This is a genomic window from Synechococcus sp. RS9909 (assembly GCF_014279595.1).
Classification (GTDB): Bacteria; Cyanobacteriota; Cyanobacteriia; order PCC-6307; family Cyanobiaceae; genus Synechococcus_C.
The window spans coordinates 1,508,881-1,535,271 of sequence record NZ_CP047943.1 but is presented as its reverse complement, the minus strand read 5'-3'; the positions used below and the strand labels follow the sequence as shown (position 1 = coordinate 1,535,271).

The following is a 26,391-nucleotide window of genomic DNA, read 5'->3' as shown; positions in this document are numbered from 1 at the left end:
TCGCAAGACTCTGTTTGGGGGCCTCGGCCCCCTTTTTTCATGTCTTTAGGCTGAGACAACCCCTGCCGATTCCGTGCGGATGTTTGCCAGCATCGTCATCCCCACCTACAACCGGCGGCCGATCCTTGAGAAGTGTCTGAACGCCCTGGAGCAGCAGCAAGCCGGTCCACTGCTGCAGGGGTATGAGGTGGTCGTCGTCGACGATGGCTCCACCGATGGCACACCCGACTGGCTGCGCGACAACAGCCACCGCTTTCCCCATGTGCGACTCGTTGAGCAGGCCCATGGCGGACCCGCTGAGGGGCGGAACCGCGGCGTCGATCAGGCCCGAGGCGATGTGATCGTGTTCATCGACAGTGATCTGGTCGTGACATCAGGATTCCTGGCCTCCCACGCCGCCGCCTTAGAGAGCACCTGGCGGCAACGGGGTGATCGACTCTGTTTCACCTATGGCGCCGTGATCAACACGGCCAATTTCGCCGATCCCACCTCGGAACGTCACAAGCTGCGTGACCTCTCCTGGGCCTATTTCGCCACCGGCAATGTGGCGATTGATCGGGAGGTGCTGGAACGCTCCGGTCTGTTTGACACCGGCTTTCGTCTCTATGGCTGGGAAGACCTCGAGCTGGGTGAGCGCCTTCGTCAGATGGGCGTCGTCTTGGTCAAGTGTCCGGAGGCTGTGGGATATCACTGGCATCCCGCCTTTCGCCTGCAGCAGATTCCCGATCTGGTGCGGGTGGAGCGGGAACGGGCCCGGATGGGACTGGTGTTTTATCGCAAGCACCCCAGCCGTCGGGTACGTTTCATCATTCAGTTCACCTGGCTGCATCGGTTGCTCTGGGAGCTGCTCACCCTGGGAGGGCTGCTGAATGAACGCAGTCTGCGGCCGATTCTTGCCTGGTTGATTCGCCGCGGTCGTCCCGATCTGGCTCTGGAGTTGCTGCGGTTGCCGCTCAATCGGATCGGTGTGCGGGCGATGGCGCGGGAAGCGCGGCAGCAGGGCATCGCCTGAGCGGCAACGGTCGCTTTGATAAGTTCAATGGGTTCATTCATTCCGCACACCTGTCTGTTTCGGGTGCTGGTCCCAGACCATCCCTGACAGGTGGAGGCGAACCCGAAACCCAAACACCATGGCTGTTGTCACTCTCGCCGAGATGATGGAGGCTGGCGCCCACTTCGGGCACCAGACGCGTCGTTGGAACCCCAAGATGTCGCGCTACATCTATTGCGCGCGCAACGGGGTTCATATCATTGACCTCGTGCAGACCGCCGTCTGCATGAACAATGCCTACAAGTGGGTCCGCTCGGCGGCCCGCAGCGGCAAGCGTTTCCTGTTTGTTGGCACCAAAAAGCAGGCCTCGGAAGTGGTGGCCCTGGAGGCCAGCCGCTGTGGCGCGTCTTACGTGAACCAGCGCTGGTTGGGCGGCATGCTCACCAACTGGACCACCATGAAGGCCCGCATCGATCGCCTCAAGGATCTGGAGCGGATGGAATCCAGTGGTGCCATCGCCATGCGTCCGAAGAAGGAAGCCGCTGTGCTGCGGCGCGAACTCGATCGTCTGCAGAAATATCTGGGCGGTCTGAAGAACATGCGTCGTCTTCCCGACGTGGTGATCCTGGTGGATCAGCGCCGTGAAACCAATGCGGTGCTGGAGGCGCGCAAGCTCGATATCCCCCTGGTTTCCATGCTGGACACCAACTGCGATCCCGATCTCTGCGAAGTGCCGATTCCCTGCAACGACGATGCCGTGCGCTCGGTGCAGCTTGTGCTGAGTCGCCTCGCTGATGCGATCAATGAAGGTCGCCACGGCGCCAATGATCAGCGTGGTGCCGACGACGCCCAGGGCTGAGTCGCCTGAACCGCTAAGTTCACGCCGCCGATGCGCTGTTGCGGATCGGCGGTTCGTCACAGTTTCGTCCCACCTTTTTCTTCTCTCCGATGGCTGCCGTTTCTGCCAAGCTTGTCAAGGACCTGCGCGATAAGACCGGCGCAGGAATGATGGACTGCAAGAAAGCCCTGGCGGAGACCGAGGGCGACATGACCAAGGCGGTCGAGTGGTTGCGCCAGAAGGGCATCGCCAGTGCCGAGAAGAAATCCGGTCGCACCGCTGCTGAAGGCGCCATCGGCAGCTACATCCACACCGGAGCGCGGGTGGGTGTGCTGCTCGAACTCAACTGTGAGACCGACTTTGTCGCCCGTGGCGATGTGTTCCAGGGGCTGCTGCGCGACGTGGCCATGCAGATTGCGGCCTGCCCGAGTGTGGAGTACGTGAGCACCGACCACATCCCCCAGGATGTGGTGGATCGCGAGAAGGCGATTGAAATGGGCCGCGATGATCTCGACGGCAAGCCCGAGGCCATGAAGGCCAAGATTGTGGAGGGTCGCATCGGCAAGCGCTTGAAGGAGATGGCCCTGTTGGATCAACCCTTCATTCGCGACAGCTCCCTCACCGTGGCGGAGTTGGTGAAGCAGGTGGCTGGCAAGATCGGCGAAAACGTGCAGGTGCGTCGCTTCACCCGTTACACCCTGGGTGAGGGAATCGAGGTGGAGCAGGTTGATTTCGCCACCGAAGTCGCCTCCATGACCGCGAGTTGAGTTGGTCGCCGCCCCAGAGCCTGCGTCCTTGCACGATTCACAGGTGCGCGATCCGAACGAACAACTCGCTCGCTTGAGCGCCTGGGGCCAATCCCTGGCCCCGGCGCTCTACAGGGATCAGGCCCTTTATCTGCAATTGCTGCGCGAGCAGCTTCCTTCCGCCGTTCGCACCGTGCTCTCGGCACTCCTGACCGCTGATCAGGGAGCGCGTCTGGATCTGCTCGATGCAATGGCTCGCCAGGCGTTTCAGGCGAAGGTTGATGCGCTGGTGCAGCGCTGCTGCTCCCTGCTCACGGTGGAGCAGCTCATGGAGCTGTCGCGTCAGATCGAGCGCGAGCACCTGGTGAGGCGACTGCAGGCTCAGAGGGCGTTGCTCGAGGATCGACCCGCCACCGATGAGGCGCCAGGGGGCGGAGAGTCGTCCGCTTCGGTTGCTTTGAGCCTCACACCACCGATCGATCAGCCGGAGCTGCTGCAGGGATTGCTGCCGCCCACTCCGGAGTTACCAGCGCCCCAGGCTGCGGCATCCTCCGACGCCGCAGACGATGACGACGACGGATCGGCTCCCGAGTCGGACGATCTCGCCACCCTGAGGTCGTTGTTTGCCATGGCCGGTCAGGTGATGGCCAGTGGTGCCGCAGTGTCCGATGCCGGCAATGAGGCTGAACAGGAGGAATCAACCACCGATGCAGATTGGCTTGACGCCGATTCGAATCGCCTCCTGCCGAGCCTGCCGCTGGATCTGCTGCATTGGATGGATGGCCAGGATCAGGCGCTGATGCGCCGGCTTCGCAATCTCTCCCATGCCATCAATGTGGAGTTGATGCGGGCGCAGCTGATGCACAGCCTGTTGCCGATCAGCCTGCTCGATGCCGCTCTCGCCGGCCAGCTCGAGACCTTGCCATCCGTGTCCAATCTGCTGCGGCTTCGTGTGCCTTTACCCACGGCTCCAGCCGGCCATTGGGTCGACCTGACCGGTGTGCTGCTGCGCACCGCCGACCTGGAGTTTGATCGGATCGATCTGCGTCGCTGTCGTTCCCGGCTGCACCAACGGCGCCGTCAACTGCTCACAATGGTGCGACAACAACGCCACTGGCAGCGGCGTGCAACGACCCGGCAGGTGCAACAACAGTGGTGGCCCAGCCCTTCCAATCCTCCGCGGGATCAGAGCTGACGCCCGGGGCGGCAGGTCTGGGTCTCGCCGCTAAAGATCTGGCTGTGCTGCGGGCCTGGTTGCAGCCACTGCAGACCGCACTGGGTCTCGAGGCTGAACGGGGTTGTCCTGATCTGCAGGGCCGCCAGGAGCGCTTCCACGCCTTTCTGAGCCGGCAACTGCAGACACCGCCTCCCTGTCCCCTGCCCGCCGACAGCCAGCAGCGTCTGGCTCAGATGGCGGCGTCTTTCGCTGGCTATCCGCAGCTGAATGAGGCGGCGCGGCGTCGTTTGGTGACCAGCACGCGGCAGTGGTTGCATGATCTGCGCCAACGGCTGGAGCCCAGCGCACCGATGGCGCCGCCGCGGCTGCGCTTCGACGCGCCCGTCGCTCAGGCGGCGCGAACACAGCTGCCTTCCTCGAGCCGCCAGGGCGGCCAGCCGACCCTGGACACGCCCCTGGGGAAGGTGAAGGGGGTTGGGCCAAAACTGGCGGAGCGCCTGGCCGCGCTCGGTCTGCTGCTGGTGCGCGACCTGCTCCTGTATTACCCCCGCGATTACGTCGACTATTCCGCCTTGCGCCGGATTGAGGCCCTGCAGGCCGGAGAGACCGCCACCATCGTCGCCAGCGTGCGCCGGTGCCATGGCTTCACCAGTCCGCGCAATCCCAATCTCTCCATTCTGGAGCTGCAATTGCAGGATCCCACCGGCCGTTTGAAGGTCACGCGCTTTCTGGCCGGACGACGCTTCAGTTCTCCAGCGGCCTTGCACAGCCAGACCCGCCAATACCCTGCCGGAGCCACGGTTGCCGTCAGCGGTCTGGTGAAAGCGGGCCCCTATGGACTCAGTTTTCAGGATCCCCTGATCGAGGTGATGGAGAGCGCCCAGGCGCCGCTGCGGTCGCGCCAGATCGGACGGCTGCTGCCGGTGTACCCGCTGACGGAAGGGTTGACCGCCGACCGTCTGCGTCGCACGGTTGACGCCGTTCTGCCCCTGGGACGGCTCTGGCCCGAGCCGTTGACGGTCCAGCAACGTCAGCGGCTCGGTTTGCTGACCCGCTCGCAAGCGCTGCAGGCGATTCATCAGCCACCCGACCGCGACAGCCTCCAGCAGGCCCGGCGTCGCCTGGTGTTTGATGAGTTCCTCCTGCTTCAGCTGGGCTTGATGCTGCGCCGGGCAGCCTTGCGCCAGCGTCAGGCGCCAGCCCTGCGCGCATTGGGGGCCCGTGATGGCCTGGTGGGGCGTTTCCTTGACGAGCTTCCCTTTCGGTTCACGGCGGCCCAGGAGCGTGTACTGGCGGAGATTGAACTTGATCTGGCCCGGCCGGAACCGATGGCACGGCTGGTGCAGGGTGACGTGGGCAGTGGCAAGACCGTGGTGGCGATCGCAGCCCTGCTCAAAGCCGTGGAGGCGGGTTGGCAGGGCGCCTTCATGGCCCCCACCGAGGTGCTGGCGGAGCAGCACTACCGCAGCCTCTGTCGCTGGTTGATTCCTTTGAATGTGTCGGTGGAGCTGCTGACCGGTGCCACGCCTCGGCCGGTGCGGCGACGCCTGCTCACGGATCTGGCGAATGGCCAGTTGAACGTGCTGGTGGGCACCCATGCCCTGATTGAAGACCCGGTTGATTTCTCAAGGCTCGGCCTGGTGGTGGTGGATGAGCAGCATCGCTTCGGCGTGAAACAGCGCAACCGCCTGCTTGGCAAAGGATTGCAGCCCCATCTGCTCACGATGACGGCCACGCCGATCCCCCGCACTCTGGCCCTGTCGCTCCATGGCGATCTTGATGTGAGTCAGATCGATGAGCTGCCGCCGGGTCGGACGCCGATCAAGACCCGGCTGCTCACCGCATCAGCCCGGGATGAGGCCTATGCCCTGATCCGTGAGGAGGTCGCACGTGGCCAGCGCGCCTATGTGGTGCTGCCGTTGGTGGAGGACTCAGAAAAACTGGATCTTCGTTCAGCGGTGGAGGTCCATCGCCAGCTCTGCGATGAGGTGTTCCCCGAGTTCGAGGTGGGGTTGTTGCATGGTCGCCTCAGCAGTGCGGAGAAGCAGGCGGTGATCCATGCCTTTGCGGAAGGGAGGGCGCAGGTGCTGGTGTCCACCACCGTGGTGGAGGTGGGGGTGGATGTGCCGGAGGCCAGCGTGATGGTGATCGACCACGCCGATCGCTTTGGCCTGGCGCAGCTGCATCAGTTGCGCGGTCGTGTCGGTCGGGGGGCGGCCGCCTCCCATTGCCTGCTGATCAACGACAGCCGCAATGTGCTGGCGAAGCAGCGGCTGGAGGTGCTGGTGCGCTCCAACGACGGCTTTGAAATCGCCGAGATGGATCTGCGTCTGCGCGGGCCCGGGCAGGTTCTCGGCACCCGCCAGTCGGGATTGCCCGATCTGGCCCTGGCCAGCCTGGCTGATGACGGCAGTGTGCTGGAAGAAGCGCGGGAAGAGGCCGCAGCGTTGATCAGCGCTGATCCCAGCCTGCAGAACCAGCCGATCCTGCGGCAACTCCTGGCGGATCAGCTTCAGCGAACCGCCGCTGCCGGGCAGTTGAATTGAAGGCCACCGTCTGGAATGCGACGGTGAGGTTCTCGACGCGCGAATCATGCCCAGGCCCTGGAGCAAGTGTGCAATCCATGAGTGCGGCGAACCCCTGGAGCCGCTCCCATCCGTTCTTCATTGCCTCCGCCCCCATCCCTATCAGCGCCTCGGTGCCCCTTATGGGGAGGGGGCCGATCCCTTTCGTTTGCGCCGGGGCGTGCGCGAGCGGCTGGTCCGGGCCGAGCAGCAGCTGCAGCAATGGGATGCCTCCTTGCGCCTGGCGATTTTTGATGCCTGGCGTCCGGTGGCGGTGCAGGCCTTCATGGTGGAGCATGCCGTGGCCGAGGAATGCCGGCGGCATGGCTTGCATCCCACCGGCGCCGATCAGCCGGTGTTGCGTCAGGAGCTTCGTCGCCGGGTGGGCCGTTTCTGGGCTCCTCCCAGCGCTGACCCAGCCACGCCACCCCCCCATAGCACCGGCGCTGCAGTGGATCTCACCCTGGCGGATCGCGACGGCAATCCCCTGGAGATGGGCGGGGCCATTGATGCGATCGATGCGGTGTCGGAGCCGGAGTTCTACGCCGCCGCTGCTGCTGCCGATCCTGTGTCGGAGGCTGCGCTCTGGCATCAGCGCCGCTGCCTGCTGGCGGACTGCCTGCACACCCAGGGGTTGGTCCGACACCCGAACGAGTGGTGGCATTTCAGTTTCGGTGATCAGCTCTGGGCCTGGCGCACGCAGGCGCCATCGGCCCGGTACGGCCGGGTGGATCAGGTGGGGGCCACCGCCGGATCACCGAGCAGGGTTGCCACCACCTGATCGCCGAGTTTCTCGACATGGTCGCCGAGGCTGCGCCGGCCACCGGCGTCGCGCCAGCTGATCAGCAGAGGTTCCAGGGTGGCCTCGAGTTGGTCGAGGGGCATCCGTTGCAGGAAGGGGCGGGCCAGGCGTTGCAGATTGGCGCTGCCGCCAAGCCAGAGCTGATACTGATTCACGCCGCTGCCCACCAGGGCCAGTTCCGCCATGTAGGGGCGAGCACACCCGTTCGGGCAGCCGGTCATCCGCACCAGGATCGGTTTGTTGATCGCCAGCTGTTCCAGCTGGGTGTTGAGCCGCTCGAGCACGTCGGGAAGAATGCGCTCCGATTCCGTGATCGCCAGTCCGCAGGTGGGCAGGGCCGGACAGGCGATCGCATGGCGGGCCAGCGGCGCGGGCGCGTCCGGCGTCTCGATGCCGAGATCGGCAAGGGCCTGGCGGATGCCGGCCCGCTGCGGGGTGCCGATGTTGCACAGCAGCAGATCCTGGTTGGGCGTCAGCCGGATCTCGAGCTGGTAGGTCTCCACGATCCGCCGCAGCCCGGCCTTGAGCTCTCCCTCCAGGCGACCGCACAACAGGGGAATGCCGACAAACCACATGCCGGGCCGGTGGCGGTGCCAGCCGAGGTAGTCGGTGAGCTTCGGCTTTGCCTCATGGCGCAGGGCGCCCAGCTCCCCATGGAAGTAGCGGGCCAGCAGCTCGTCGCGGAACCAGTCGATGCCCCGATCGTGAATCAGATACTTCATCCGCGCATGGCGCCGCAGGGTTCGATCACCGTGATCGCGTTGGAGGGCGAGGATCGCCTGCACGAGATCCAGAACCTGGTCGGCGGCCACATAGCCCAAGGGGTCGGCGATCCGGGCGAAGGTCTCCTCTTTGTTGTGGGTGCGGCCCATGCCCCCTCCCACGTACACATTGCAGCCTCGCAGGGCGCCAGAAGGTTCGCTGAAGGCCACCAGGCCGATGTCCTGGGTGAGCAGATCCACTGAATTGTCACCGGGAACGGTGACGGCCACCTTGAACTTGCGGGGTAGGTAGGTGTCGCCGTAAAGGGGCTCCTGTGGATCACCGGAAAACACAGCGCCATCGCGCTGGCGCTGCCGGGCCGCTTTGACGATGCGGCTCGGTTTGATCCGATAGCTGAGGTCGCCGTCAACCCAGAGGTCGAGATAGGAGCCTTCGGCTGTTTCGGGGCTGAGCAGATCGGCGATGTCGTCGGCGAGCTGCCGGGCTGCCGGATAGCCGTCTTTATCGAATGGGGCCGCCGGTGCCATCACATTGCGGTTGATGTCTCCGCAGGCCGCCAGGGTGGAGCCCATGTGGCGCACGATGGTGCCGATCACTTCCTTGAGGTCGGCTTTGGCCACCCCATGCATCTGAAAGGCCTGGCGGGTGGTGGCCCGCAGGCTGCCGTCTCCGAGGCGATTGGAAAGATCGTCGAGAGCTAGGAACAATGAGGCGGGGATTCGGCCGCCGGGGCTGCGCAGACGCAGCATCATCTGCCACTGCTTGTCTTTGCCCTTCTCGCGCCGATCGCGATCGTCCTGTTGATAGCTGCCGTGAAACTTGAGGATCTGGAGCGCATCCTCACTGAACTGGGGCCGATCGTTCGCCAGTTCCGTCAACAACGGTTCACGCAGGTAATCGCTGTCGATCTTGCGTTGTTCCGCCTTGGGCAGTGCCTGAGCACCGTCGCCGCTGCCGGAGCCCAGCGGACTCTGCGATGCATCGACGTCGAGCTGGCTCATGGGCACGCGAAATACACCCCTATGAAAGTAGCGAAACGGCTTCCAATACAGTCGGCCACTGGATGGACCGACGGGCGTGGCTTCAACCTTTCTGCTGGAGATCGGAACGGAGGAACTGCCGGCCGATTTTGCCCGCCTGGCTCTGCCCCAGCTCAAGGCGACGGTGACGGGCGACCTGAAGGAGTGGCGTCTGAACCATGGCGCGATTCAGGTCACCAGCACCCCCCGGCGCCTGGCTGTGATCGTGGAGAACCTGGTCGAGCGCCAGGAAGATCTGCGCGAAGACCGCAAGGGGCCGCCCGTCGCCCAGGCCTATGTCGATGGCCAGCCCGGTCCGGCTGCCCTTGGTTTCGCGCGCCGCTGCGGCGTCGACCCCTCAGCTCTGGAGGTTCGGGCCACACCCAAAGGCGACTGTGTGTTTGCCACGGTGTTGGTGGAGGGTCAGAGCACCCTGTCGCTGCTGCAGGAGCGCATTCCCGGCTGGGTGGATGCACTCCAGGGGCGTCGCTTCATGCGTTGGGGTTCGGGTGATCAGCGCTTCAGCCGTCCGGTGCGCTGGTTGGTGGCGCTCTTCGGTGAGGTCTGCGTGCCGGTGACCCTGGCGGCCAGCGATCCGGTGGTGCACAGCGGCCGTTCCAGCCGGGCCCACCGCCTGTTCGATCGGACGGTGGATCTTGCCGATGCGGAGGCCTACGGCGCTGCCCTGGCGGCGGCGGGCGTGGTGGTGGATCGCAACAAGCGGGCGGAGATCATCCGCACCGCCCTCAAGGAGCGTGCCGAGGTCCTGCAGGGCGTGGCTGATTGCCCGCCTGCTCTGTTCGAGGAGCTGGTGGATCTCGTCGAGGCTCCCCGGGTGCTCACCGGCTCGATTGCCGATCGCTATCTGGCCTTGCCGCCGGAGGTGATCATCACCGTGATGCAATCGCATCAACGCTATGTGCCCCTCCGCCGTCCAGGCGTGTGCATGGATCCGCTCGGCTTGAGCGCCCGCGAGGTGTTGTGCCCCGACTTCCTGTTGGTGAGCAATGGCCTGGCTTCGGCGGATGATCGGATTCGTGAAGGCAATCAACGGGTGTTGAGTGCTCGCCTGGCCGATGCGGAATTCTTTCTCAGCGTGGATCGCCGCCAGCCCAGCAGCGCGCGGAGAGAGGCGCTGCAGGCCGTGACCTTTGCTGAGGGGTTGGGCAGTTTGCGCGATCGCTCCGATCGGATCGAGCATCTCGCAGGTCAGCTGCTCGAGCGGCTCGAGTGTCCCCAGGCCACGCAGGAGGCGGCCCGTCGTGCCGCCCACCTCTGCAAACACGACCTGGTGAGTCAGATGGTGGGTGAGTTTCCGGAATTGCAGGGATTGATCGGAGGCAAATATCTCCTGGAGGAGGGGGAGTCCCGCGCCGTGGCGCTGGCGGTGGTCGAGCACTATCAACCCCGGGGAGCCGGCGATGCCTTGCCGTCCAGTGATGCCGGCGCCGTGGTGGCTCTGGCCGAGCGCCTCGAACTGCTCCTGAGCATTTTTGCCAAAGGTGAGCGACCCAGCGGTTCCTCCGATCCCTATGCCCTGCGCCGCGCTGGGAACGGCATCCTTCAGATCCTCTGGGAACGGGGCTGGCGTCTCGACCTGCTCGAGCTCCTGAAGGGCGCCGCCGGGCGTTGGCAGGAGCTGCTGCCGGCTTTCGCTGTCGACACCGATGTCCTGGTGAGGGATCTGGTGCTCCTGTTGCGTCAGCGCATCCATTCCCAGCTGGAAGACGACGGCCATGCCCCCGACCTGGTGCAGGCCGTGGCAGGGGATGCGGTCAGCGATGAACGCCTTCTCTGCGATCCGATCGATGTATTGGATCGAATCCGCCTCCTCTCCCAGCTGCGTCAGCAGAACCGACTGGTGGCCGTTCAGGCGGTGGTGCAGCGGGCCGCCCGCCTGGCGGAGAAGGGCGATCTGGCTCGCGGCGTGCTCGATGCCGCCGACACCGTGGATCCGAAACGGTTTGCCTCACCGAGTGAGCAGGCGATGTATGGCGTGGTGCAGCGTCTAAAGCCTCTGGCCCAAGCCCGCAACTATCAGGCGCTTGCCCATGCTCTGGTGGAGGCCACGCCCACCCTGGAAGCGTTCTTTGATGGCGATCAAAGTGTGATGGTGATGGCCGACGACCCAGAGCTGCGCCGCAATCGTCTCAATCTGCTCTCTGTGCTGCGCAATCAAGCCGGGGTGTTGGCCCAGTTCGAGCGGATCCAGGCCTGAGGCCTGGATCCAGGGATCGGATCTAGCGCACGGTTTCAGGCGATGGTGGCGGTTTCTTTGTGATCGCTGCTGTCGCTGGCCTGGGCCTGGGCCTTCGCCTTGATCGCTTCGGCCGCTTCCTGGGCGAGGAAATCGCCATCCGATCGTCCCACCGCTGAGGGAACCGGGTCGTAGTCGGAGGGGGCCAGGGCCTCGCCGCGCAGCAGGCTGCCCAGGGTGCGAAGGGTCAGCTTGATCTGTTGCCAGGGATTCATCATCACCACCCGCTTGTAGAGGTAGCTGTCGAAGGTCAGCTTCTGCACGTCGCGGTCATCGCACATTTCCACGAAGGCTTCGCGGGCAGCGTCATTGCGATAGAAAATGCGCTGCAGAATGTCGAGAACGGCGTAGGTGGCGCCATATTTGCGGTCCCAGCGCTTCAAATAGGTGGATTTGATCTCCTTTTCGGTGGGGATGCGGGCACCGTTGCCTGAGATTTCCACAATCGCCTCCGCGCACATGCGGCCGCTCTTGGCGGCGAAGTAGATCCCCTCACCAGAGCTCTTGGTCACATAGCCGGCCGCATCGCCAACCAGGGCCATCCGTCCCACCACCCGGCGGGGACGGGGATGTTCGGGGATCGGATGGGCTTCCACCTTGATCACTTCACCCTTGAAGAGGCGCTTGCTGGCTCGCTCCCGAATCCCTTTCTGCAGCCCTTTGATCAGCGACTGGTTCTGCTGCATGGTGCCGGTTCCGACCGCCACATGGTCGTACTTGGGAAACACCCAAGCATAGAAATCAGGGGACACATCGGTGCCCACATACATTTCGGCGAGATCCTCGTAATAGGCCATCTCTTCGGCAGGAAGCTTGATCCGCTCCTGAAAGGCGATCGCCACGTTGTAGTCGCCGGCGTCCATCGCTTTGGCGACACGGGAATTAGCACCGTCGGCACCAATGATCAGGTCCACCTCCAGACTTTTGATCTCCCCGGTGGGTCCACCACTGCTGTAGTCGGCGTAGTGGAGGGTGTAGGGGCCCTGGCGTTGATTGCCGGTGTCGATCTTCTGCACCAGACCATTCACCAGGGTGGTACCGAGCTCGGCGGCCCGGTTGCGCAGGAAGGCATCAAACACCTCACGCCGGCACATGCCGATGTAGGCGTTCTGGTCGTAACCGAGCGGATCGAGTTTGATGTCCACCTCTCGATTGGAGGGGGAGATCATTTTCATGTTCCGCACCTTGCGGTCGATGATGTGATCAGGAATCTCGAATTCATCCACCATGCACAACGGGATGGCCCCGCCGCAGGGTTTGGCATTGTCGAGTTTTCGCTCGAAGAGCCAGGTCTGGATGCCGGCTTTGGCGAGGATTTCTGCAGCACAGGATCCGGAAGGACCCCCACCGACGACGGCAACTCGAAGCATCGCAGCCTGACTCCGCTGGATTGTTCTCGCGAAGCTATCACCATCAACGGTGGTGCTGTGGAGGGGGCCTGGCACCCCCCCTTACGATCGTCACAAGACTGCATCAACGTTGTGGCTCGTGCCGTTGCGCCCCGTCGCACCAGCCGGGATGACATTCCGGTCGCACGTCGTGCCCGGCCGGTGCGGCGCCGCACCGGCGGCTCGGGTGTCTGGATCGCCTGTGTGCTGGTGTTTGGCGGTTCTCTGGGCACGGTGCTCTTCGGCCCGTCCCTTCTGGCGAGATTGTCACCACCACCTGTGGTGGTGGAAGGGATCGAGGAAACCCCCAGCACCGACGGTCGCCTGCTCGGACACTTTCCCTACCCGGAGGCCTCTGGGACCGAACTGGTCACGGTGGAGCCTGGGATCGAGCTCCATACCGATGCGGCCTCCGCGTTTCGGGCTCTGCAGCAAGCCGCCGCAGTCGATGGTGTGGATCTTCGTCTGCTCAGCGGCTACCGCTCCCATGCCCTTCAGAAGAGCATTTTCTTCGATGTGAAATCGGAGCGGAATCAAACGGCATCGGAGCGGGCCAAGGTGAGTGCCCCCCCGGGCTATTCCGAGCACAGCACCGGATTCGCCATGGATCTGGGGGATGGCGATGCGCCCGGCACCAACCTCTCCCAGTCGTTTGAAACAACCCGCGCCTTCCGCTGGCTTCAGGACCATGCGGCCAGTTACCACTTTGTGCTCTCCTTCCCACCCGCGAACCCCCAGGGGGTGAGTTACGAGCCTTGGCACTGGCGTTTTGAGGGCTCCGCCGAGGCTCTGCGGCGCTTCGAGCCCGCCCGCCAGCTTGCCCAGACGCCTTGACGTTGCCCGAGCTTCTCGCCCCCGCCGGCGATTGGGCCGCACTCAAAGCGGCCGTGGCCCAGGGTGCCGATGCGGTGTATTTCGGGGTGGAGGCCTTCAATGCCCGCCTGAGGGCTGAAAACTTCCGTCTCCAGGAGCTGCCCGAGATCATGACCTGGCTGCATGCCAGGGGCGTGAAGGGGTTTCTCACCTTCAACGTGCTCGTGTTCACCGATGAGCTGCCTGCAGCGGCGAACCTGCTGCTGGCCGCGGCACGGGCTGGGGTTGATGCCTTGATCGTGCAGGACCTGGGCCTCTGCCTGCTCGCCCGCCAACTCGTTCCCGAGCTGGCCCTGCATGCCTCCACCCAGATGTCGATCACCAGCGCTGCCGGTGTGGCCCAGGCGGCGGCGGCGGGCTGTGAGCGGGTGGTGTGCGCCAGGGAACTGAGCCTGAAGGACCTGCGGCGTCTCCAGCAGCAGCTGCGCCAGCGCCAGCAGTTCGGTCAGTGTCAGCAGTTAGGTCAGTGTCAGCAGTTAGGTCAGTGTCAGCAGCCAATGCCGCTCGAAGTGTTTGTGCATGGCGCTCTTTGTGTGGCTTACTCGGGGCAGTGCCTCACCAGCGAAGCGCTCGGGCAGCGCAGTGCCAATCGGGGCGAATGCGCCCAGGCCTGTCGCCTGCCCTACGCCCTGATCGTGGATGGTGAACAGCGGGATTTGGTGGAGCAGCGCTATCTGCTCTCACCCCAGGACCTCTCGGCCTGGGCGCTGCTCCCGGAGCTGGTCGACCTGGGGATTGCCAGTTTCAAGATCGAAGGTCGCCTGAAGGATCCCACCTACGTGGCCTCGGTCACCCAGGCCTATCGCCAGCAGCTGGATGGTCTCGCGGTGGATCCTGCAGCGATCCGTCGCCAGTTGGAGCTGGGCTTTTCCCGTGGCCTTTCGAGTGGCTGGCTGGAGGGGGTGAACCACCGCCGACTGGTCCATGGCCTCTGGAGCAAGAAGCGTGGACCCGTGATCGGTCGCCTCGAGCGAGTGGAAGCGCGGGGCTGGCTGGTGCTGCGCAGCTCCGAATCGCTCCGGCCCGGGCAGGGGCTGGTGCTGGAGGTGGAGGACGCCAGCGCCGATCCCCTGGAGCCGCCGCGGGAGCTCGGGGGGCGGATCATGGAGATTCAAGGTCTGGGAATGGATCGCTGTCGTCTGCGCCTCGGGCCGAAACGACACGATGTGCGTGCCCTGCGTCCCGGCGCCACAGTGTGGCTCACCGATGATCCCCAATGGCAGAGCCATTGGCAGCGGCAGGCGGCCCTGGAGGCCTCAGCCCTGGAGCGGCCGCTGCGGCTGCGGGTGTCGGGTCAGTTCGGGGTGCCGCTTCGGCTCGAGGCGGTGATGCCACCCCTGGCCTCCGGGGCGAACCGTTCCGGGCCGATCACAGTGGAGAGTGCCATGGACCTCCAGGCAGCCCAGGCTCAGGCGTTGGATCGATCGCGACTCGAGGGTCAGTTGGGCCGGCTTGGCGGCAGCGGTTGGCGGCTGGAGTCACTGGAGCTTGACCTGGCCGAGGGGCTGTTTTTACCGGTCGCTGAACTCAACAGGATGCGTCGACGCCTGCTGGCGGCGATGGCCGAAGTGGATCACACGGATCACAGCGCGCCAACCGCCGCGCCTGCGAGGGATCACGAGGCGATCCAGCGCGCTCTGGCGGCCTGCGCGCCGCAGCGACCGGAGCGTGCCGCTGTCACTGAAGCGCCGGCCCTGCATGTGCTGGTGCGCAGCCTTGAGCAGCTTCAGGCCCTGATCGAGGTGGGTGATGCCGTCCCGATCGCCAGCGTGGTGGCGGATCTGGAGTGCCCCAGTGATCTCAAAACGGCGGTGCGGCTGGGCCGTGGTCACTGGCCCGGGGGGATCCGTTTGGCCGGTGCCCGCATCACCCGGCCCGACGAGCGCTGGAGCCTGGAACCGCTGATTCGCGCCGAAGCCGATGGCTATCTGGTGCGCAATGCCGACCAGCTTGAAACCCTCAGCCCCCTCGCCCCCTGCGTCGGCGACTTCTCCCTGAATATCGCCAACCCCCTGAGCCATCGCTGGATGCTCGGGCACTGGGGGCTCCAGCGGCTCACCGCCAGCTATGACCTGAACCTGAGTCAGTTGCTCGACCTGGCCAGGGCGGTGGATCCGGACCAGCTGGAGGTGACCCTGCATCAGCACATGCCTCTGTTTCACATGGAGCACTGCCTCTTCTGTGCCTTTCTCTCCGAGGGGCACGATCACACCGATTGCGGTCGCCCCTGTGAGCACCATGTGGTGAGCCTGCGCGATCGCAGTGGTGTCGACCATCCGCTGCGGGCCGACCTGGGGTGTCGCAACACCCTGTTCAATGGCCGAGCCCAGAGTGGTGTGGAGGCTCTGCCCGATCTGCTGGCGGCGGGCTTGCGCCACTTCCGGCTGGAGCTGTTGGAGGAGACCGCTGAGGCCAGCGTGCGCCGCGTCAGGCTGTATGGCCAGGCGCTCCAGGGCCGGATTGCCTCGGAGGCGGTGTGGCGGCAGGAACGGATCGATCATCGGCTCGGGGTCACCCGTGGCGGCCTGCGGGGTGCGAGGCCCGAACGCACCAGTCACCTCGGTTCCTGACGGATCTCACGTTGAGATAGCCTGGGCCGGCTGCGCCCACGGGCGAAATCAGCCTTTTTCAGACCGATACGGACCCCATGAGCGCCCCGAACAAGGCGATTCGCAATATCGCGATCATCGCCCACGTTGACCACGGCAAAACAACCCTGGTCGACGCCCTGCTCAACCAGTCCGGCATCTTCCGCGACAACGAAGCGGTGCCCACCTGCGTGATGGACTCCAACGATCTGGAGCGGGAGCGCGGCATCACCATTCTCTCCAAAAACACGGCGGTCACCTACAACGACACCCGCATCAACATCGTCGACACCCCCGGCCACGCCGATTTCGGTGGCGAAGTGGAGCGGGTGCTCGGCATGGTGGATGGCTGCCTGCTGATCGTGGATGCCAATGAGGGGCCGATGCCCCAGACCCGCTTCGTGTTGAAGAAAGCGCTGGAGCAGGGGCTCCGTCCGATTGTGTTTGTGAACAAGATCGACCGGGCGCGCGTCGATCCCGAGACGGCTGTCGACAAGGTGCTGGATCTGTTCATCGAGCTGGGCGCCGATGACGATCAGTGCGATTTCCCTTACCTGTTCGGCAGTGGTCTGGGTGGGTTCGCCAAGCCCGACATGAAGACCGACAGCGAGACGATGCAACCGCTGTTCGATGCGATCCTCCGCCATGTTCCGCCGCCGGTCGGCGATCCCGAGAAGCCGCTGCAGCTTCAGATCACCACCCTCGACTACTCCGATTTCCTTGGTCGGATCATCATCGGCCGCGTTCACAACGGCGTGATCAAACAGGGGCAGAGTGCGGCGTTGATCAAGGACGACGGCAGCGTCAAGAAGGGGCGGATCAGCAAGCTGCTCGGCTTCGAGGGCCTGCAGCGTGTGGAGATCGAGCATGCCTCGGCCGGTGATCTGGTGGCCGTGGCCGGTTTCGACGATGTGAACATCGGCGAAACCATCGCCTGCCCGGATGAACCCAAAGCTTTGCCGCTGATCAAGGTGGACGAGCCCACCCTGCAGATGACCTTCGTGGTCAACGACTCCCCCTTCGCCGGCAAGGAGGGCAAATTCGTGACCAGTCGCCAGGTGCGCGACCGCCTGCAGCGCGAACTGCTCACCAATGTCGCGCTGCGCGTGGAAGACACCGACTCCCCGGATCGCTTTGCCGTGAGCGGTCGCGGTGAACTCCACCTGGGCATCCTGATTGAAACCATGCGGCGCGAGGGCTACGAGTTCCAGGTGTCCCAGCCGCAGGTGATCTTCCGCACGATTGACGGCACTCCCTGCGAGCCTGTGGAGACTCTGGTGATGGATGTGCCCGAGGAAGCTGTTGGGGCCTGCATTGAGAAGCTCGGCACCCGCAAAGGCGAGATGCAGAACATGGAAACCGGCCAGGATGGTCGCACCCAGCTCGAATTCATCGTTCCCTCACGCGGCCTGATCGGTTTCCGTGGTGAATTCATCCGCGCCACCCGCGGTGAAGGGATCATGAGCCATTCCTTCTTTGAATACCGGCCGATGCTGGGTGATTTCGATACCCGCCGTAATGGTGTGTTGATCGCCTTTGAGGAGGGAACCGCCACCTTCTATGCCCTCAAGAACGCCGAAGATCGGGGCCAGTTCTTCATCTCACCCGGCACCAAGGTGTACAAGGGCATGATCATCGGTGAGAACAATCGTCCTCAGGATCTGGAGATCAACATCTGTAAGGCGAAGCAGCTCACCAACATGCGGTCAGCAGGTGCCGATGAACTCGATACCCTGCAGGCCCCTGTGCAGATGACCCTGGAGCGGGCGCTGGAGTACATCGGCCCCGACGAGATGCTCGAAGTCACCCCTGAGTCGATCCGTCTGCGCAAGCTGCCCGCCAAGAAGATGGCCAAGCGTTGAGCGTCAATCCCACCGCGCCGGCAGACGATCCCCGCTTCGCGCGGGGTGTCGCTCTGTTCGATCAAGGCGAGTGGTATGCCGCCCACGATGTGCTCGAGGATCTCTGGCATGAGACCTCTGATCCCGAGCGGCGGGTGCTGCAGGGGCTGATCCAGATTGCCGTGGCCCAGGTGCACCTGCAGCGCGGCAATGTGCGGGGTGCCACGATCCTGTTCGGTGAAGGACTCGGTCGTCTCAGTCGTCGCTCTGATCCCGATCTCGGTCTTGATCTGCCGCGCTTGCGCGAACGCGTCTCCCAGCGCCTGCAGGCGCTGCAGAACGGTGAGGATCCAGACATCACGTCGCCGCCGCTGCGTCTGTTGTCCTGATCGGGATGTCGGTACATTGAGCCATTGCATTGTTGGCCACGCCTTGTCGGTTTCTGTGTCACGGCTGTCGACCGCCTGGGTTTCCATGCTGTGTCTCAGTGCTCTGGCGCCGGGCCTGCGCGCCCAGCCCTTGGCATCGACTCAGCCGCAACAGCCTGCTCAGCAGGGCGGTTTGATCACAATCGAATCCGACACCCAGAGCGCCGACAACATCACCGGTGTGGTGACTGCGCTCGGCAATGTGCGCATCGTCTATCCCGCCAGGGGGATGGTGGCCACCTCGCGTCAGGCCCAGTACTACAGCAAGGAGGGTCGGTTGGTGCTGAGCGGCGATGTGGATGTGATTCAGGAGGGCGGCAATGCCCTGCGGGCTGAACGTGTGGTGTACTCACTGGATGACGAACGTGCCGTGGCCGAACCAGCGCAGGGGGGGCAGGTCTTCAGCCAGATGGTGATCCGCCAGGACCAGGGCCAACCGCGGCCGGCGGTCACCCCCCTCCTGCCATGAGCCTGACCCTGGAACGGGTCTCCCTGACCCTGGGGGGCCGACCGTTGGTGCGCGATCTCTCGATTGCGCTCGCACCTGGTGAGGTGATCGGTTTGCTCGGGCCGAACGGGGCTGGCAAAACCACCAGTTTCAATCTGGTGATCGGCTTGTTGCGCCCCGACCAGGGCCAGGTGCTGTTGGATGGACATCCGATCGCCGGGCTGCCGATGCCGGAACGGGCCCGTCTCGGGATCGGTTACCTGCCGCAGGAGCCGAGTGTCTTCCGCCAGCTCACCGTGCGCGAGAATCTTGAGCTCGTCCTCGCCCAGAGCTGCCTGCCCACGCAGCAGTGCCGTGAGCGCCTGCACCAATTGGTGGAGGATTTCCACCTCAGTGCCTTTCTCAACCGTCGCGGCTACCAGCTCTCCGGCGGTGAGCGACGCCGCTGCGAGGTGGCCCGGGCCCTGGCCGTGGGCCTGGAGGGTCCGCGTTATCTGCTGCTCGACGAACCCTTCGCTGGGGTGGATCCCCTCGCCGTGGCTGATCTGCAACAGCTGATTCAGGGCCTGCGCGATCGGGGGATGGGCATCCTGATCACCGACCACAACGTGCGTGAAACGCTTGCGATCACCGATCGCGCCTACATCCTCACCGACGGTTCGATCCTGGCCTCCGGTCCTTCCGATCAGGTTGCCCACGATCCCCAGGTGCGGCGCCACTATCTCGGGGAGGGGTTCCAGCTGTGATCCAACGGATGATGGCGCGCGTTGGCAGCTGGTGCAGGCGCATTCCTCTGCTGGATCGCTGGCTTCTCGGTGAGCTGATCGGGCCCCTTCTCTTCGCGATCGCGGCCTTCACTGTGGTCTCCCTCTCGGTGGGGGTGATGTTTGAGCTGGTCCGCCGGATCGTGGAGTCGGGCCTGCCCGTGGGCATCGCCGTGCAGGTGTTGTTGCTGCGCCTGCCCAGCTTTCTGGTGATCTCCTTCCCGATGGCCACGTTGATGGCCACCCTGCTGGCCTACAGCCGCCTGTCGGCGAACAGTGAACTGACGGCCTTGCGCAGCGTTGGCATCAGTGCCACACGGATGATTGCGCCGGCCCTGGCCCTCGCGCTGGTGATGACGGGCCTCACCTTCGTCTTCAACGATGTGATCGTGCCCCGCACCAGCCTCTCGGCGGAGATCACGCTGCAGCGGGCGCTGGGCCGCTCCGTGTCAACCGAGAAGGGGAACAACATCATTTATTCCCGCTTCGGGCGCCTGGTGGCCGGTGATGGTGAATCGGAGACCGGGCTGGCCCAGTTGTTCTATGCCAAAAAGTTCAACGAGGGGGTCATGAGTGGCGTCACGGTGCTCGATTTCTCCCGTCTCGGTTTCACCCAGATGTTGGTGGCCGATGAGGCTCGCTGGAACGAGCGTGAGAGCAAGTGGGAGTTCCTCGATGGCCAGATCCTCACCCTGTCTCCCTCCGGCAGCGTGACCTCGGCCGATTTCGATCGCTATCTCTATCCGCTCAGTGCCGCACCGATCCGGATCGCCAAGTTGCCGAAGGATGCCAACAACATGACGGTGGCCGAGGCGATCGAAGCTGAGCGCATGCTCGATGAAGCCGGCGATCGCAAGGAAGCGCGGCGGATGCGCGTGCGCATTCAGGAGAAGTTCACCCTGCCGATGGCCTGTCTGGTTTTCGGTCTGATCGGCAGCAGCCTCGGGGCGAAGCCGAATGGCCGCACCAGTCGCAGCCAGGGCTTCGGCATCAGTGTGGTGCTGATTCTGGTGTACTACGTGCTGAGCTTCAGTTTCAGTTCCCTTGGCGTCAAAGGCACCCTCCCCCCGGTGGTGGCTGCCTGGGCGCCCGTGTTGATCTCCCTCGCCGGCGGTGGCCTGCTGCTGCGGCAGGCCAGCCGCTGAATCCGAACGTCAGAATCGGCCGATGATCCCTTCCCCAGCTCTCGTGTTCTCCGCGTTGACGCCCTTCCTGGACACCGCCCTGTCTGAGCCCGTGCTGCTGCTGGGGTTGATCGCGTTCGCGTTGTTATTGCTCGCACTGCCCTGGGCCTTCTGGGCCCTCTCCACCGGGGAGAGCTCCAGTTCCGTGCGCACCCTGGTGGCGTTGGCGAACCTGGCCTTCACCGCCCAGCTGGTGTTGCGTTGGTGGCAGTCGGGCCACTTCCCGATCAGCAATCTCTACGAATCCCTCTGCTTCCTCGCCTGGGCCTGCACCCTCACCCAGCTGCTGGTGGAGAGGGCCTGGGCCTCGCCCCTGGTGGCGGCTGCCGCCACGCCGATGGGTCTGGGCTGCATTGCCTTCGCCAGCTTTGCCCTGCCCGATCGTCTGCAGGAGGCATCGCCCTTGGTGCCGGCCCTGAGATCGAGCTGGTTGGTTATGCACGTGAGCGTGATCATGGTCAGCTACGCCGCCCTGTTGGTGGGCTCCCTGCTGTCGATTGCTGTGCTCGTGATCGATCGGGGCAATGCCCTGGAATTGCGCAGCAGTTCGATCGGCAGCGGTGGCTTTCGTCGTGCGGCGCTGACCGGACCCAGCCTGGAGCCTGAGTCCACCGCGTCCTTGCAGCTCTCGCCGGTGCAGTTTTCCCGAGCTGAGCAGCTCGACAGCCTCAGCTATCGCACGATCACCGTGGGCTTCCTGCTGCTCACCGTGGGCATCATCAGTGGCGCCGTGTGGGCCAATGAAGCCTGGGGGAGCTGGTGGAGCTGGGATCCGAAGGAAACCTGGGCTCTGATCTGCTGGCTGGTGTACGCCGCCTATCTGCACACGCGCCTCAGCCGCGGCTGGCAGGGCCGTCGGCCTGCCCTGGTGGCCTCTGCCGGACTGGTGGTGATTGTGGTCTGCTACATCGGCGTGAACCTGCTGGGAATCGGCCTGCACAGCTATGGCTGGTTCTTCGAGAGCTGATCGGATCGATCCATCAAAAAAGCCCCGCCTTGGCGGGGCCTCTCCTTCGTGATCGTGATGCAGTCTTGATCAAACGAGAACACCTTCCGGGCGCTTGCTGTTGCGGATGCCCTCGATGGCGGCGGCGTAATCGGGCTGATTGAACACGCCGGAGCCACTCACAATCGCATTGGCCCCTGCCTCGATCACCTTCCAGGCGTTGGCTCCTTTAACGCCACCATCCACTTCGATCCAGGGATCGAGACCTTTGGCCTCGCACATGCGACGCAGATCTCGGATCTTCTGCACCTGGTTGTCGATGAAGCTCTGACCACCGAAGCCGGGGTTCACGCTCATGATCAGCACCAGATCGCAGAGCTCAAGGCAATACTCCAGGGTGTCGAGTGGGGTGCTGGGGTTGAGCACAGCACCAGCCTGTTTGCCGAGATCCTTGATCTGCGCCAGGTTGCGGTGCAGGTGCGGGCAGGCCTCGACCTGCACCGAGATGATGTCGGCTCCCGCTTTCGCGAAATCGGGCACGTACTTCTCGGGCTCCACGATCATCAGGTGCACATCCAGAGGTTTCTGGGTCACCGGGCGGAGGGCTTCCACGATCAACGGGCCGATTGTGATGTTCGGCACGAAGCGACCATCCATCACGTCAACGTGGATCCAGTCGGCACCGGCCTGATCCACCGCTTTCACCTCCTCGCCGAGGCGGGCGAAATCGGCCGAGAGGATCGACGGGGAGATCACCAGGGGCTTGGTGCTCATGAAGGGTCCGCGGGAGTGCGCGGCGATTGTAGGAAGCGCTGATGCCACTGATACAGTGAGCCGCGCTCAAGAGCTGGAAAGCCCTGCGGCATCGCGCCCCTGGCCCAGGCCTGCCGATGCTCTCGGCGAGTCCCAGACCGGTCCGCACCGCTCTCAGTTCGCTGCAATCGTCCCCAACGCCGCACACCCGTGGATCGCACTCTCATCCAGGAAATACTCGAGGTCGTGGAGCAGGCGGCCATCGCCTCCGCTCGCCTCACCGGTCTCGGCAAGAAGGATGAAGCCGATGCCGCTGCTGTGGAGGCCATGCGGCAGCGCATGGGCCAGATCCAGATGCAGGGCCGGATCGTGATCGGGGAAGGCGAGCGTGACGAAGCGCCGATGCTCTACATCGGTGAAGAAGTGGGCAGCGGAACGGGCCCCGGTGTCGACTTCGCCGTTGACCCCTGCGAAGGCACCAACCTCTGCGCCAACAACCAGCGCGGTTCGATGGCCGTGCTCGCGGCTTCCGATCGCGGTGGTCTGTTCAATGCTCCCGACTTCTATATGAAGAAGCTGGCTGCTCCTCCGGCCGCCAAGGGCAAGGTGGACATCCGCAAGTCGGCCACCGAAAACATCAAGATCCTCAGCGAGTGCCTCGGCCTGGCGGTGAGCGAGCTCACGATCGTGGTGATGGATCGGGCCCGCCACAAGGATCTGATCGCTGAGATCCGCGCCACCGGCGCCCGTGTGCAGCCCATCTCCGATGGTGATGTGCAAGCGGCCATCGCCTGTGGCTTCGCCGGCACTGGCACCCACTGCCTGATGGGCATCGGCGCCGCCCCCGAGGGGGTGATCTCCGCGGCTGCCATGCGCGCCCTCGGCGGTCACTTTCAGGGCCAGCTCGTCTACGACCCCGCCGTCGCCCAAACCAAGGAGTGGGCCGATCTCACCAAGGAGGGCAACCTGGCCCGCCTGGCCGAGATGGGCATCAGCGACCCCGACAAGATCTATGAAGCCGAGGAGCTCGCCTCCGGTGAGCATGTGGTGTTCGCCGGCAGCGGCATCACCGACGGCCTCCTGTTCCACGGCGTTAAGTTCGAGAAGGACTGCACCCGCACCAGCAGCCTGGTGATCAGCAATCTCGACAACACCTGCCGCTTCACCAACACGGTGCACATCAAGGACGGCGCCCAGAGCATCGCTCTGAGCTGATCACCGTTTCGTCTGGATTCGAGGGTTTCACTCCATGCACATTGCCGTCGTCGGCCTCAGTCATCGCACGGCACCCGTTGAAGTCCGGGAGAAGCTCAGCATCCCGGAGCAGACGATGGAGTCCTCGCTCCAGACCCTGCGTGACCATGAGCAGGTGCTCGAGGCGTCGATTCTCAGCACCTGCAACCGGCTTGAGATCTACACCCTGGTGCAGCATCCCGAGCTGGGCATGTCCGCCGTGCGTGAGTTTCTCAGCGGCCATTCCGGTCTGCCGACCGATGACCTCACCCCCCATCTCTTCACGTATCACCATCAGGACGCTGTCGCCCACCTGCTGCGGGTGTCCGCCGGGCTCGACAGTCTGGTGCTGGGCGAAGGCCAGATCCTCTCCCAGGTGAAGAAGATGATGCGCCTGGGCCAGGAACACAAATCGATCGGTCCGATCCTCAATCGTCTCCTCACCCAGGCGGTCAGCACCGGCAAGCGGGTGCGCACTGAAACGAACCTCGGCACCGGTGCGGTGTCGATCAGTTCGGCTGCGGTGGAGCTGGCCCAGTTGAAGCTCGGCCAGGCCCGCGGTCTCGATCAGCTGGTCACCCTCGAGTCGGAGCAGGTGGCCGTGGTGGGTGCCGGCCGCATGAGCCGTTTGCTGTTGCAGCACCTGCAGGCCAAGGGGTGTTCCGGTGTGGTGCTGCTCAACCGCACCCGTGAACGGGCCCAGATGCTCGCCGCCGACTTCCCCGGGCTGCCGGCCCAGTGCCGCACCCTGGAGGAGCTTGACCATTGCCTGAGCACCTGTTCCCTGGTGTTCACGAGCACGGCTGCCGATGATCCGATCATCGATGCCGCTCGCTTGCAACGGCTGAATCGGCGCAGCTCCCTGCGTCTGATCGACATCGGCGTTCCCCGCAACATCGCCTCGGATGTGGCTGACATCGCCGGCGTTGAGGCCTTCGATGTGGACGACCTGCAGGAAGTGGTGGCGCGCAATCAGGAAGCCCGCCAGCAGGTGGCCCGTGAAGCCCAGGGCCTCCTGGATGAGGAGGGGCGTCTGTTCCTGGAGTGGTGGGACAGTCTGGAGGCGGTTCCCACGATCAACCGCCTGCGTTCAGCTCTCGAGCAGATCCGCTCGGATGAACTGCAGAAAGCGCTCAGCCGCATGGGGCCCGACTTCTCGGCCCGGGAGCGCAAGGTGGTGGAAGCCCTCAGCAAGGGCATCATCAACAAGATCCTGCACACGCCCGTGACCCAGTTGCGCAGTCCCCAGCCCCGTCAGGATCGTCAGCAAGCCCTGCGCGTGGTGGAGCGGATCTTCGAGCTGTAGCTGGATTCAACCTCGCCCGATGCCTGAGACCTCGCCCGTCCGGTCGGCCAGCACTGCAGTCCAGACCTGATTCCCAGCATTCTTGACCGATCTTCGCCGGATGGCGGTTTGAAGGGCGTAATGTCCGGTAAGTTTGCACGCGCAACGCCGATCTGAAGGGGGCGGCATGAAGCGCGTTCTGGCCATCATTCTGGGGGGGGGGGCTGGAACCCGCCTCTACCCGCTCACCAAGATGAGGGCCAAGCCGGCGGTCCCCCTGGCCGGAAAATATCGATTGATCGATATCCCGATCAGCAACTGCATCAACTCCAACATCACCAAGATGTATGTGTTGACGCAGTTCAACAGTGCATCGCTGAACCGACACCTCTCCCAGACCTACGACCTCAGTGCAGGTTTCGGCCAGGGGTTTGTGGAGGTGCTGGCGGCGCAACAGACACCCGAGAGCCCGTCCTGGTTTGAGGGCACCGCCGATGCGGTGCGCAAATATCAATGGCTGTTTCAGGAATGGGATGTTGATGAATATCTGATCCTGTCCGGAGATCAGCTCTACCGCATGGACTACAGCCTGTTCGTGGAGCATCACCGCCAGTCGGGTGCCGACCTCACCGTGGCTGCCCTGCCTGTGGATCCCCAGCAGGCGGAGGCATTCGGCCTGATGCGCACCGATGCCCATGGCACGATCCAGGAGTTCCGGGAGAAGCCCAAAGGGGACTCGCTGAAAGAGATGGCTGTGGACACCTCTCGCTTCGGCTTGTCGCCGGAATCGGCTGAGCAGAAGCCCTATCTGGCCTCGATGGGCATTTATGTGTTCAGCCGTAAGGCGCTGATCGATCTCCTCAACGATCACCCCCAACACAAAGATTTTGGTAAGGAGGTCATTCCTGAGGCCCTGGCAGGTGGCATGACGCTCAAGAGTTATGTGTTTGATGATTACTGGGAAGATATCGGCACGATCGGTGCCTTTTATGAGGCCAACCTGGCCCTGACCCAGCAACCCTCACCGCCCTTCAGCTTCTACGACGAAGACTTCCCGATTTACACCCGGCCCCGTTATCTGCCGCCGAGCAAACTCGTGGATGCCCAGATCACGGAGTCGATCATCGGCGAGGGCACTATTCTAAAGTCTTGCAGTATTCACCATTGCGTGCTGGGTGTGCGCAGCCGTGTGGAAAACGACGTCGTGCTCCAGGACTCGCTGCTGATGGGGGCTGATTTCTTTGAATCCTCCACTGAGCGCTCCGTTCTCAGGGAGCGTGGTGGCATTCCGGTGGGTGTGGGTCAGGGCACCACGGTGAAGCGCGCCATCCTCGACAAGAACACGCGGATCGGCTCCAACGTCACCATCGTCAACAAGGATCACGTGGAAGAAGCCGACCGGCCTGAACTGGGTTTCTACATCCGCAACGGCATCGTTGTGGTGGTGAAGAATGCCTCCATCCCTGACGGCACGGTGATCTGATCCCACCGGCGGGATCGCCGCCGATCACCTCCTTCTGACAGAGGTGGTGCAGGTTGCAGC

Annotated in this window: 21 protein-coding genes; 18 read left to right on the top strand and 3 right to left on the bottom strand. The window is 64.1% G+C overall.

Annotated elements, in window-relative coordinates:
• Positions 1 to 79 precede the first annotated feature (79 nt).
• The 6 genes from SynRS9909_RS07795 (at position 80) to SynRS9909_RS07770 (ending at position 7,097) form a co-directional block, all read left to right on the top strand.
• Positions 80 to 1,012 carry a glycosyltransferase family 2 protein gene (locus SynRS9909_RS07795; protein ID WP_007102324.1) on the top strand — a complete coding sequence of 311 codons (933 nt, stop codon included), beginning with the start codon at positions 80 to 82 and terminating at the stop codon, positions 1,010 to 1,012.
• 118 nt (positions 1,013 to 1,130) lie between these two features.
• Positions 1,131 to 1,850, top strand: a complete 720-nt coding sequence (rpsB, locus tag SynRS9909_RS07790) for a 30S ribosomal protein S2 (RefSeq protein ID WP_007102325.1) — start codon at positions 1,131 to 1,133, stop codon at positions 1,848 to 1,850.
• 89 nt (positions 1,851 to 1,939) lie between these two features.
• Positions 1,940 to 2,596 carry a translation elongation factor Ts gene (tsf, locus tag SynRS9909_RS07785; protein ID WP_007102326.1) on the top strand — a complete coding sequence of 219 codons (657 nt, stop codon included), beginning with the start codon at positions 1,940 to 1,942 and terminating at the stop codon, positions 2,594 to 2,596.
• A gap of 28 nt (positions 2,597 to 2,624) precedes the next feature.
• A complete protein-coding gene (locus SynRS9909_RS07780) occupies positions 2,625 to 3,770 on the top strand; it encodes a hypothetical protein (RefSeq protein WP_007102327.1) in 1,146 nt (381 codons plus the stop codon).
• Positions 3,728 to 6,298, top strand: coding sequence for an ATP-dependent DNA helicase RecG (gene recG, locus SynRS9909_RS07775; protein WP_007102328.1), 2,571 nt, complete (start codon positions 3,728 to 3,730; stop codon positions 6,296 to 6,298). Before SynRS9909_RS07780 ends, recG begins: the two co-directional genes overlap by 43 nt.
• A 46-nt stretch (positions 6,299 to 6,344) precedes the next feature.
• The gene (locus tag SynRS9909_RS07770; protein ID WP_038001309.1) at positions 6,345 to 7,097 is read left to right on the top strand and encodes a M15 family metallopeptidase; all 753 of its coding nucleotides are present in this window, start codon (positions 6,345 to 6,347) and stop codon (positions 7,095 to 7,097) included.
• Here the strand turns inward: SynRS9909_RS07770 and SynRS9909_RS07765 are convergent.
• Positions 7,049 to 8,842 carry an NADPH-dependent assimilatory sulfite reductase hemoprotein subunit gene (locus tag SynRS9909_RS07765; protein WP_007102330.1) on the bottom strand — a complete coding sequence of 598 codons (1,794 nt, stop codon included), beginning with the start codon at positions 8,840 to 8,842 and terminating at the stop codon, positions 7,049 to 7,051. The genes SynRS9909_RS07770 and SynRS9909_RS07765 overlap by 49 nt on opposite strands.
• A gap of 76 nt (positions 8,843 to 8,918) precedes the next feature.
• On the opposite strand from SynRS9909_RS07765, the gene glyS reads away from it, so the two are divergent.
• Positions 8,919 to 11,078 (top strand): glycine--tRNA ligase subunit beta, encoded by a 2,160-nt coding sequence (glyS, locus tag SynRS9909_RS07760; protein ID WP_007102331.1) that lies wholly within the window; start codon positions 8,919 to 8,921, stop codon positions 11,076 to 11,078.
• A 35-nt stretch (positions 11,079 to 11,113) separates the two neighbouring features.
• Here the strand turns inward: glyS and chlP are convergent, their stop codons facing one another.
• On the bottom strand, positions 11,114 to 12,487 hold the full coding sequence (chlP, locus tag SynRS9909_RS07755; RefSeq protein ID WP_007102332.1) for a geranylgeranyl reductase: 1,374 nt from the start codon (positions 12,485 to 12,487) through the stop codon (positions 11,114 to 11,116).
• Between the two features lie 111 nt (positions 12,488 to 12,598).
• Here chlP and SynRS9909_RS07750 point away from each other — a divergent pair, with 111 nt between their 5' ends.
• The 8 genes from SynRS9909_RS07750 (at position 12,599) to ccsB (ending at position 21,598) form a co-directional block, all read left to right on the top strand.
• Positions 12,599 to 13,339 (top strand): M15 family metallopeptidase, encoded by a 741-nt coding sequence (locus SynRS9909_RS07750; RefSeq protein WP_007102333.1) that lies wholly within the window; start codon positions 12,599 to 12,601, stop codon positions 13,337 to 13,339.
• On the top strand, positions 13,336 to 15,948 hold the full coding sequence (locus SynRS9909_RS07745; protein ID WP_007102334.1) for a U32 family peptidase: 2,613 nt from the start codon (positions 13,336 to 13,338) through the stop codon (positions 15,946 to 15,948). The genes SynRS9909_RS07750 and SynRS9909_RS07745 overlap by 4 nt, the downstream gene beginning before the upstream one ends.
• A gap of 77 nt (positions 15,949 to 16,025) precedes the next feature.
• A complete protein-coding gene (typA, locus tag SynRS9909_RS07740; RefSeq protein ID WP_007102335.1) occupies positions 16,026 to 17,828 on the top strand; it encodes a translational GTPase TypA in 1,803 nt (600 codons plus the stop codon).
• Positions 17,825 to 18,196, top strand: coding sequence for a DUF309 domain-containing protein (locus SynRS9909_RS07735; RefSeq protein WP_007102336.1), 372 nt, complete (start codon positions 17,825 to 17,827; stop codon positions 18,194 to 18,196). The genes typA and SynRS9909_RS07735 overlap by 4 nt, the downstream gene beginning before the upstream one ends.
• An 85-nt stretch (positions 18,197 to 18,281) precedes the next feature.
• Positions 18,282 to 18,704, top strand: coding sequence for an LptA/OstA family protein (locus SynRS9909_RS07730; protein WP_050752523.1), 423 nt, complete (start codon positions 18,282 to 18,284; stop codon positions 18,702 to 18,704).
• Positions 18,701 to 19,429 carry an LPS export ABC transporter ATP-binding protein gene (lptB, locus tag SynRS9909_RS07725; protein ID WP_007102338.1) on the top strand — a complete coding sequence of 243 codons (729 nt, stop codon included), beginning with the start codon at positions 18,701 to 18,703 and terminating at the stop codon, positions 19,427 to 19,429. Before SynRS9909_RS07730 ends, lptB begins: the two co-directional genes overlap by 4 nt.
• A gap of 8 nt (positions 19,430 to 19,437) precedes the next feature.
• Positions 19,438 to 20,592, top strand: a complete 1,155-nt coding sequence (locus SynRS9909_RS07720) for an LptF/LptG family permease (protein WP_038001313.1) — start codon at positions 19,438 to 19,440, stop codon at positions 20,590 to 20,592.
• Positions 20,593 to 20,614: 22 nt separating this feature from the next.
• Positions 20,615 to 21,598, top strand: coding sequence for a c-type cytochrome biogenesis protein CcsB (gene ccsB, locus SynRS9909_RS07715; RefSeq protein ID WP_050752639.1), 984 nt, complete (start codon positions 20,615 to 20,617; stop codon positions 21,596 to 21,598).
• Positions 21,599 to 21,667: 69 nt separating this feature from the next.
• On the opposite strand, the gene rpe is transcribed toward ccsB, so the two are convergent.
• A complete protein-coding gene (gene rpe / locus SynRS9909_RS07710; RefSeq protein WP_007102341.1) occupies positions 21,668 to 22,351 on the bottom strand; it encodes a ribulose-phosphate 3-epimerase in 684 nt (227 codons plus the stop codon).
• Positions 22,352 to 22,540: 189 nt separating this feature from the next.
• On the opposite strand from rpe, the gene glpX reads away from it, so the two are divergent.
• From glpX to SynRS9909_RS07695, 3 genes are all read left to right on the top strand, one after another.
• On the top strand, positions 22,541 to 23,545 hold the full coding sequence (gene glpX / locus SynRS9909_RS07705) for a class II fructose-bisphosphatase (protein ID WP_007102342.1): 1,005 nt from the start codon (positions 22,541 to 22,543) through the stop codon (positions 23,543 to 23,545).
• 34 nt (positions 23,546 to 23,579) lie between these two features.
• Positions 23,580 to 24,869, top strand: coding sequence for a glutamyl-tRNA reductase (locus SynRS9909_RS07700; protein WP_007102343.1), 1,290 nt, complete (start codon positions 23,580 to 23,582; stop codon positions 24,867 to 24,869).
• 166 nt (positions 24,870 to 25,035) lie between these two features.
• Complete coding sequence (locus SynRS9909_RS07695; protein ID WP_007102344.1) at positions 25,036 to 26,331, top strand: glucose-1-phosphate adenylyltransferase; 1,296 nt, start codon at positions 25,036 to 25,038, stop codon at positions 26,329 to 26,331.
• The last annotated feature ends 60 nt before the right edge of the window (positions 26,332 to 26,391 follow it).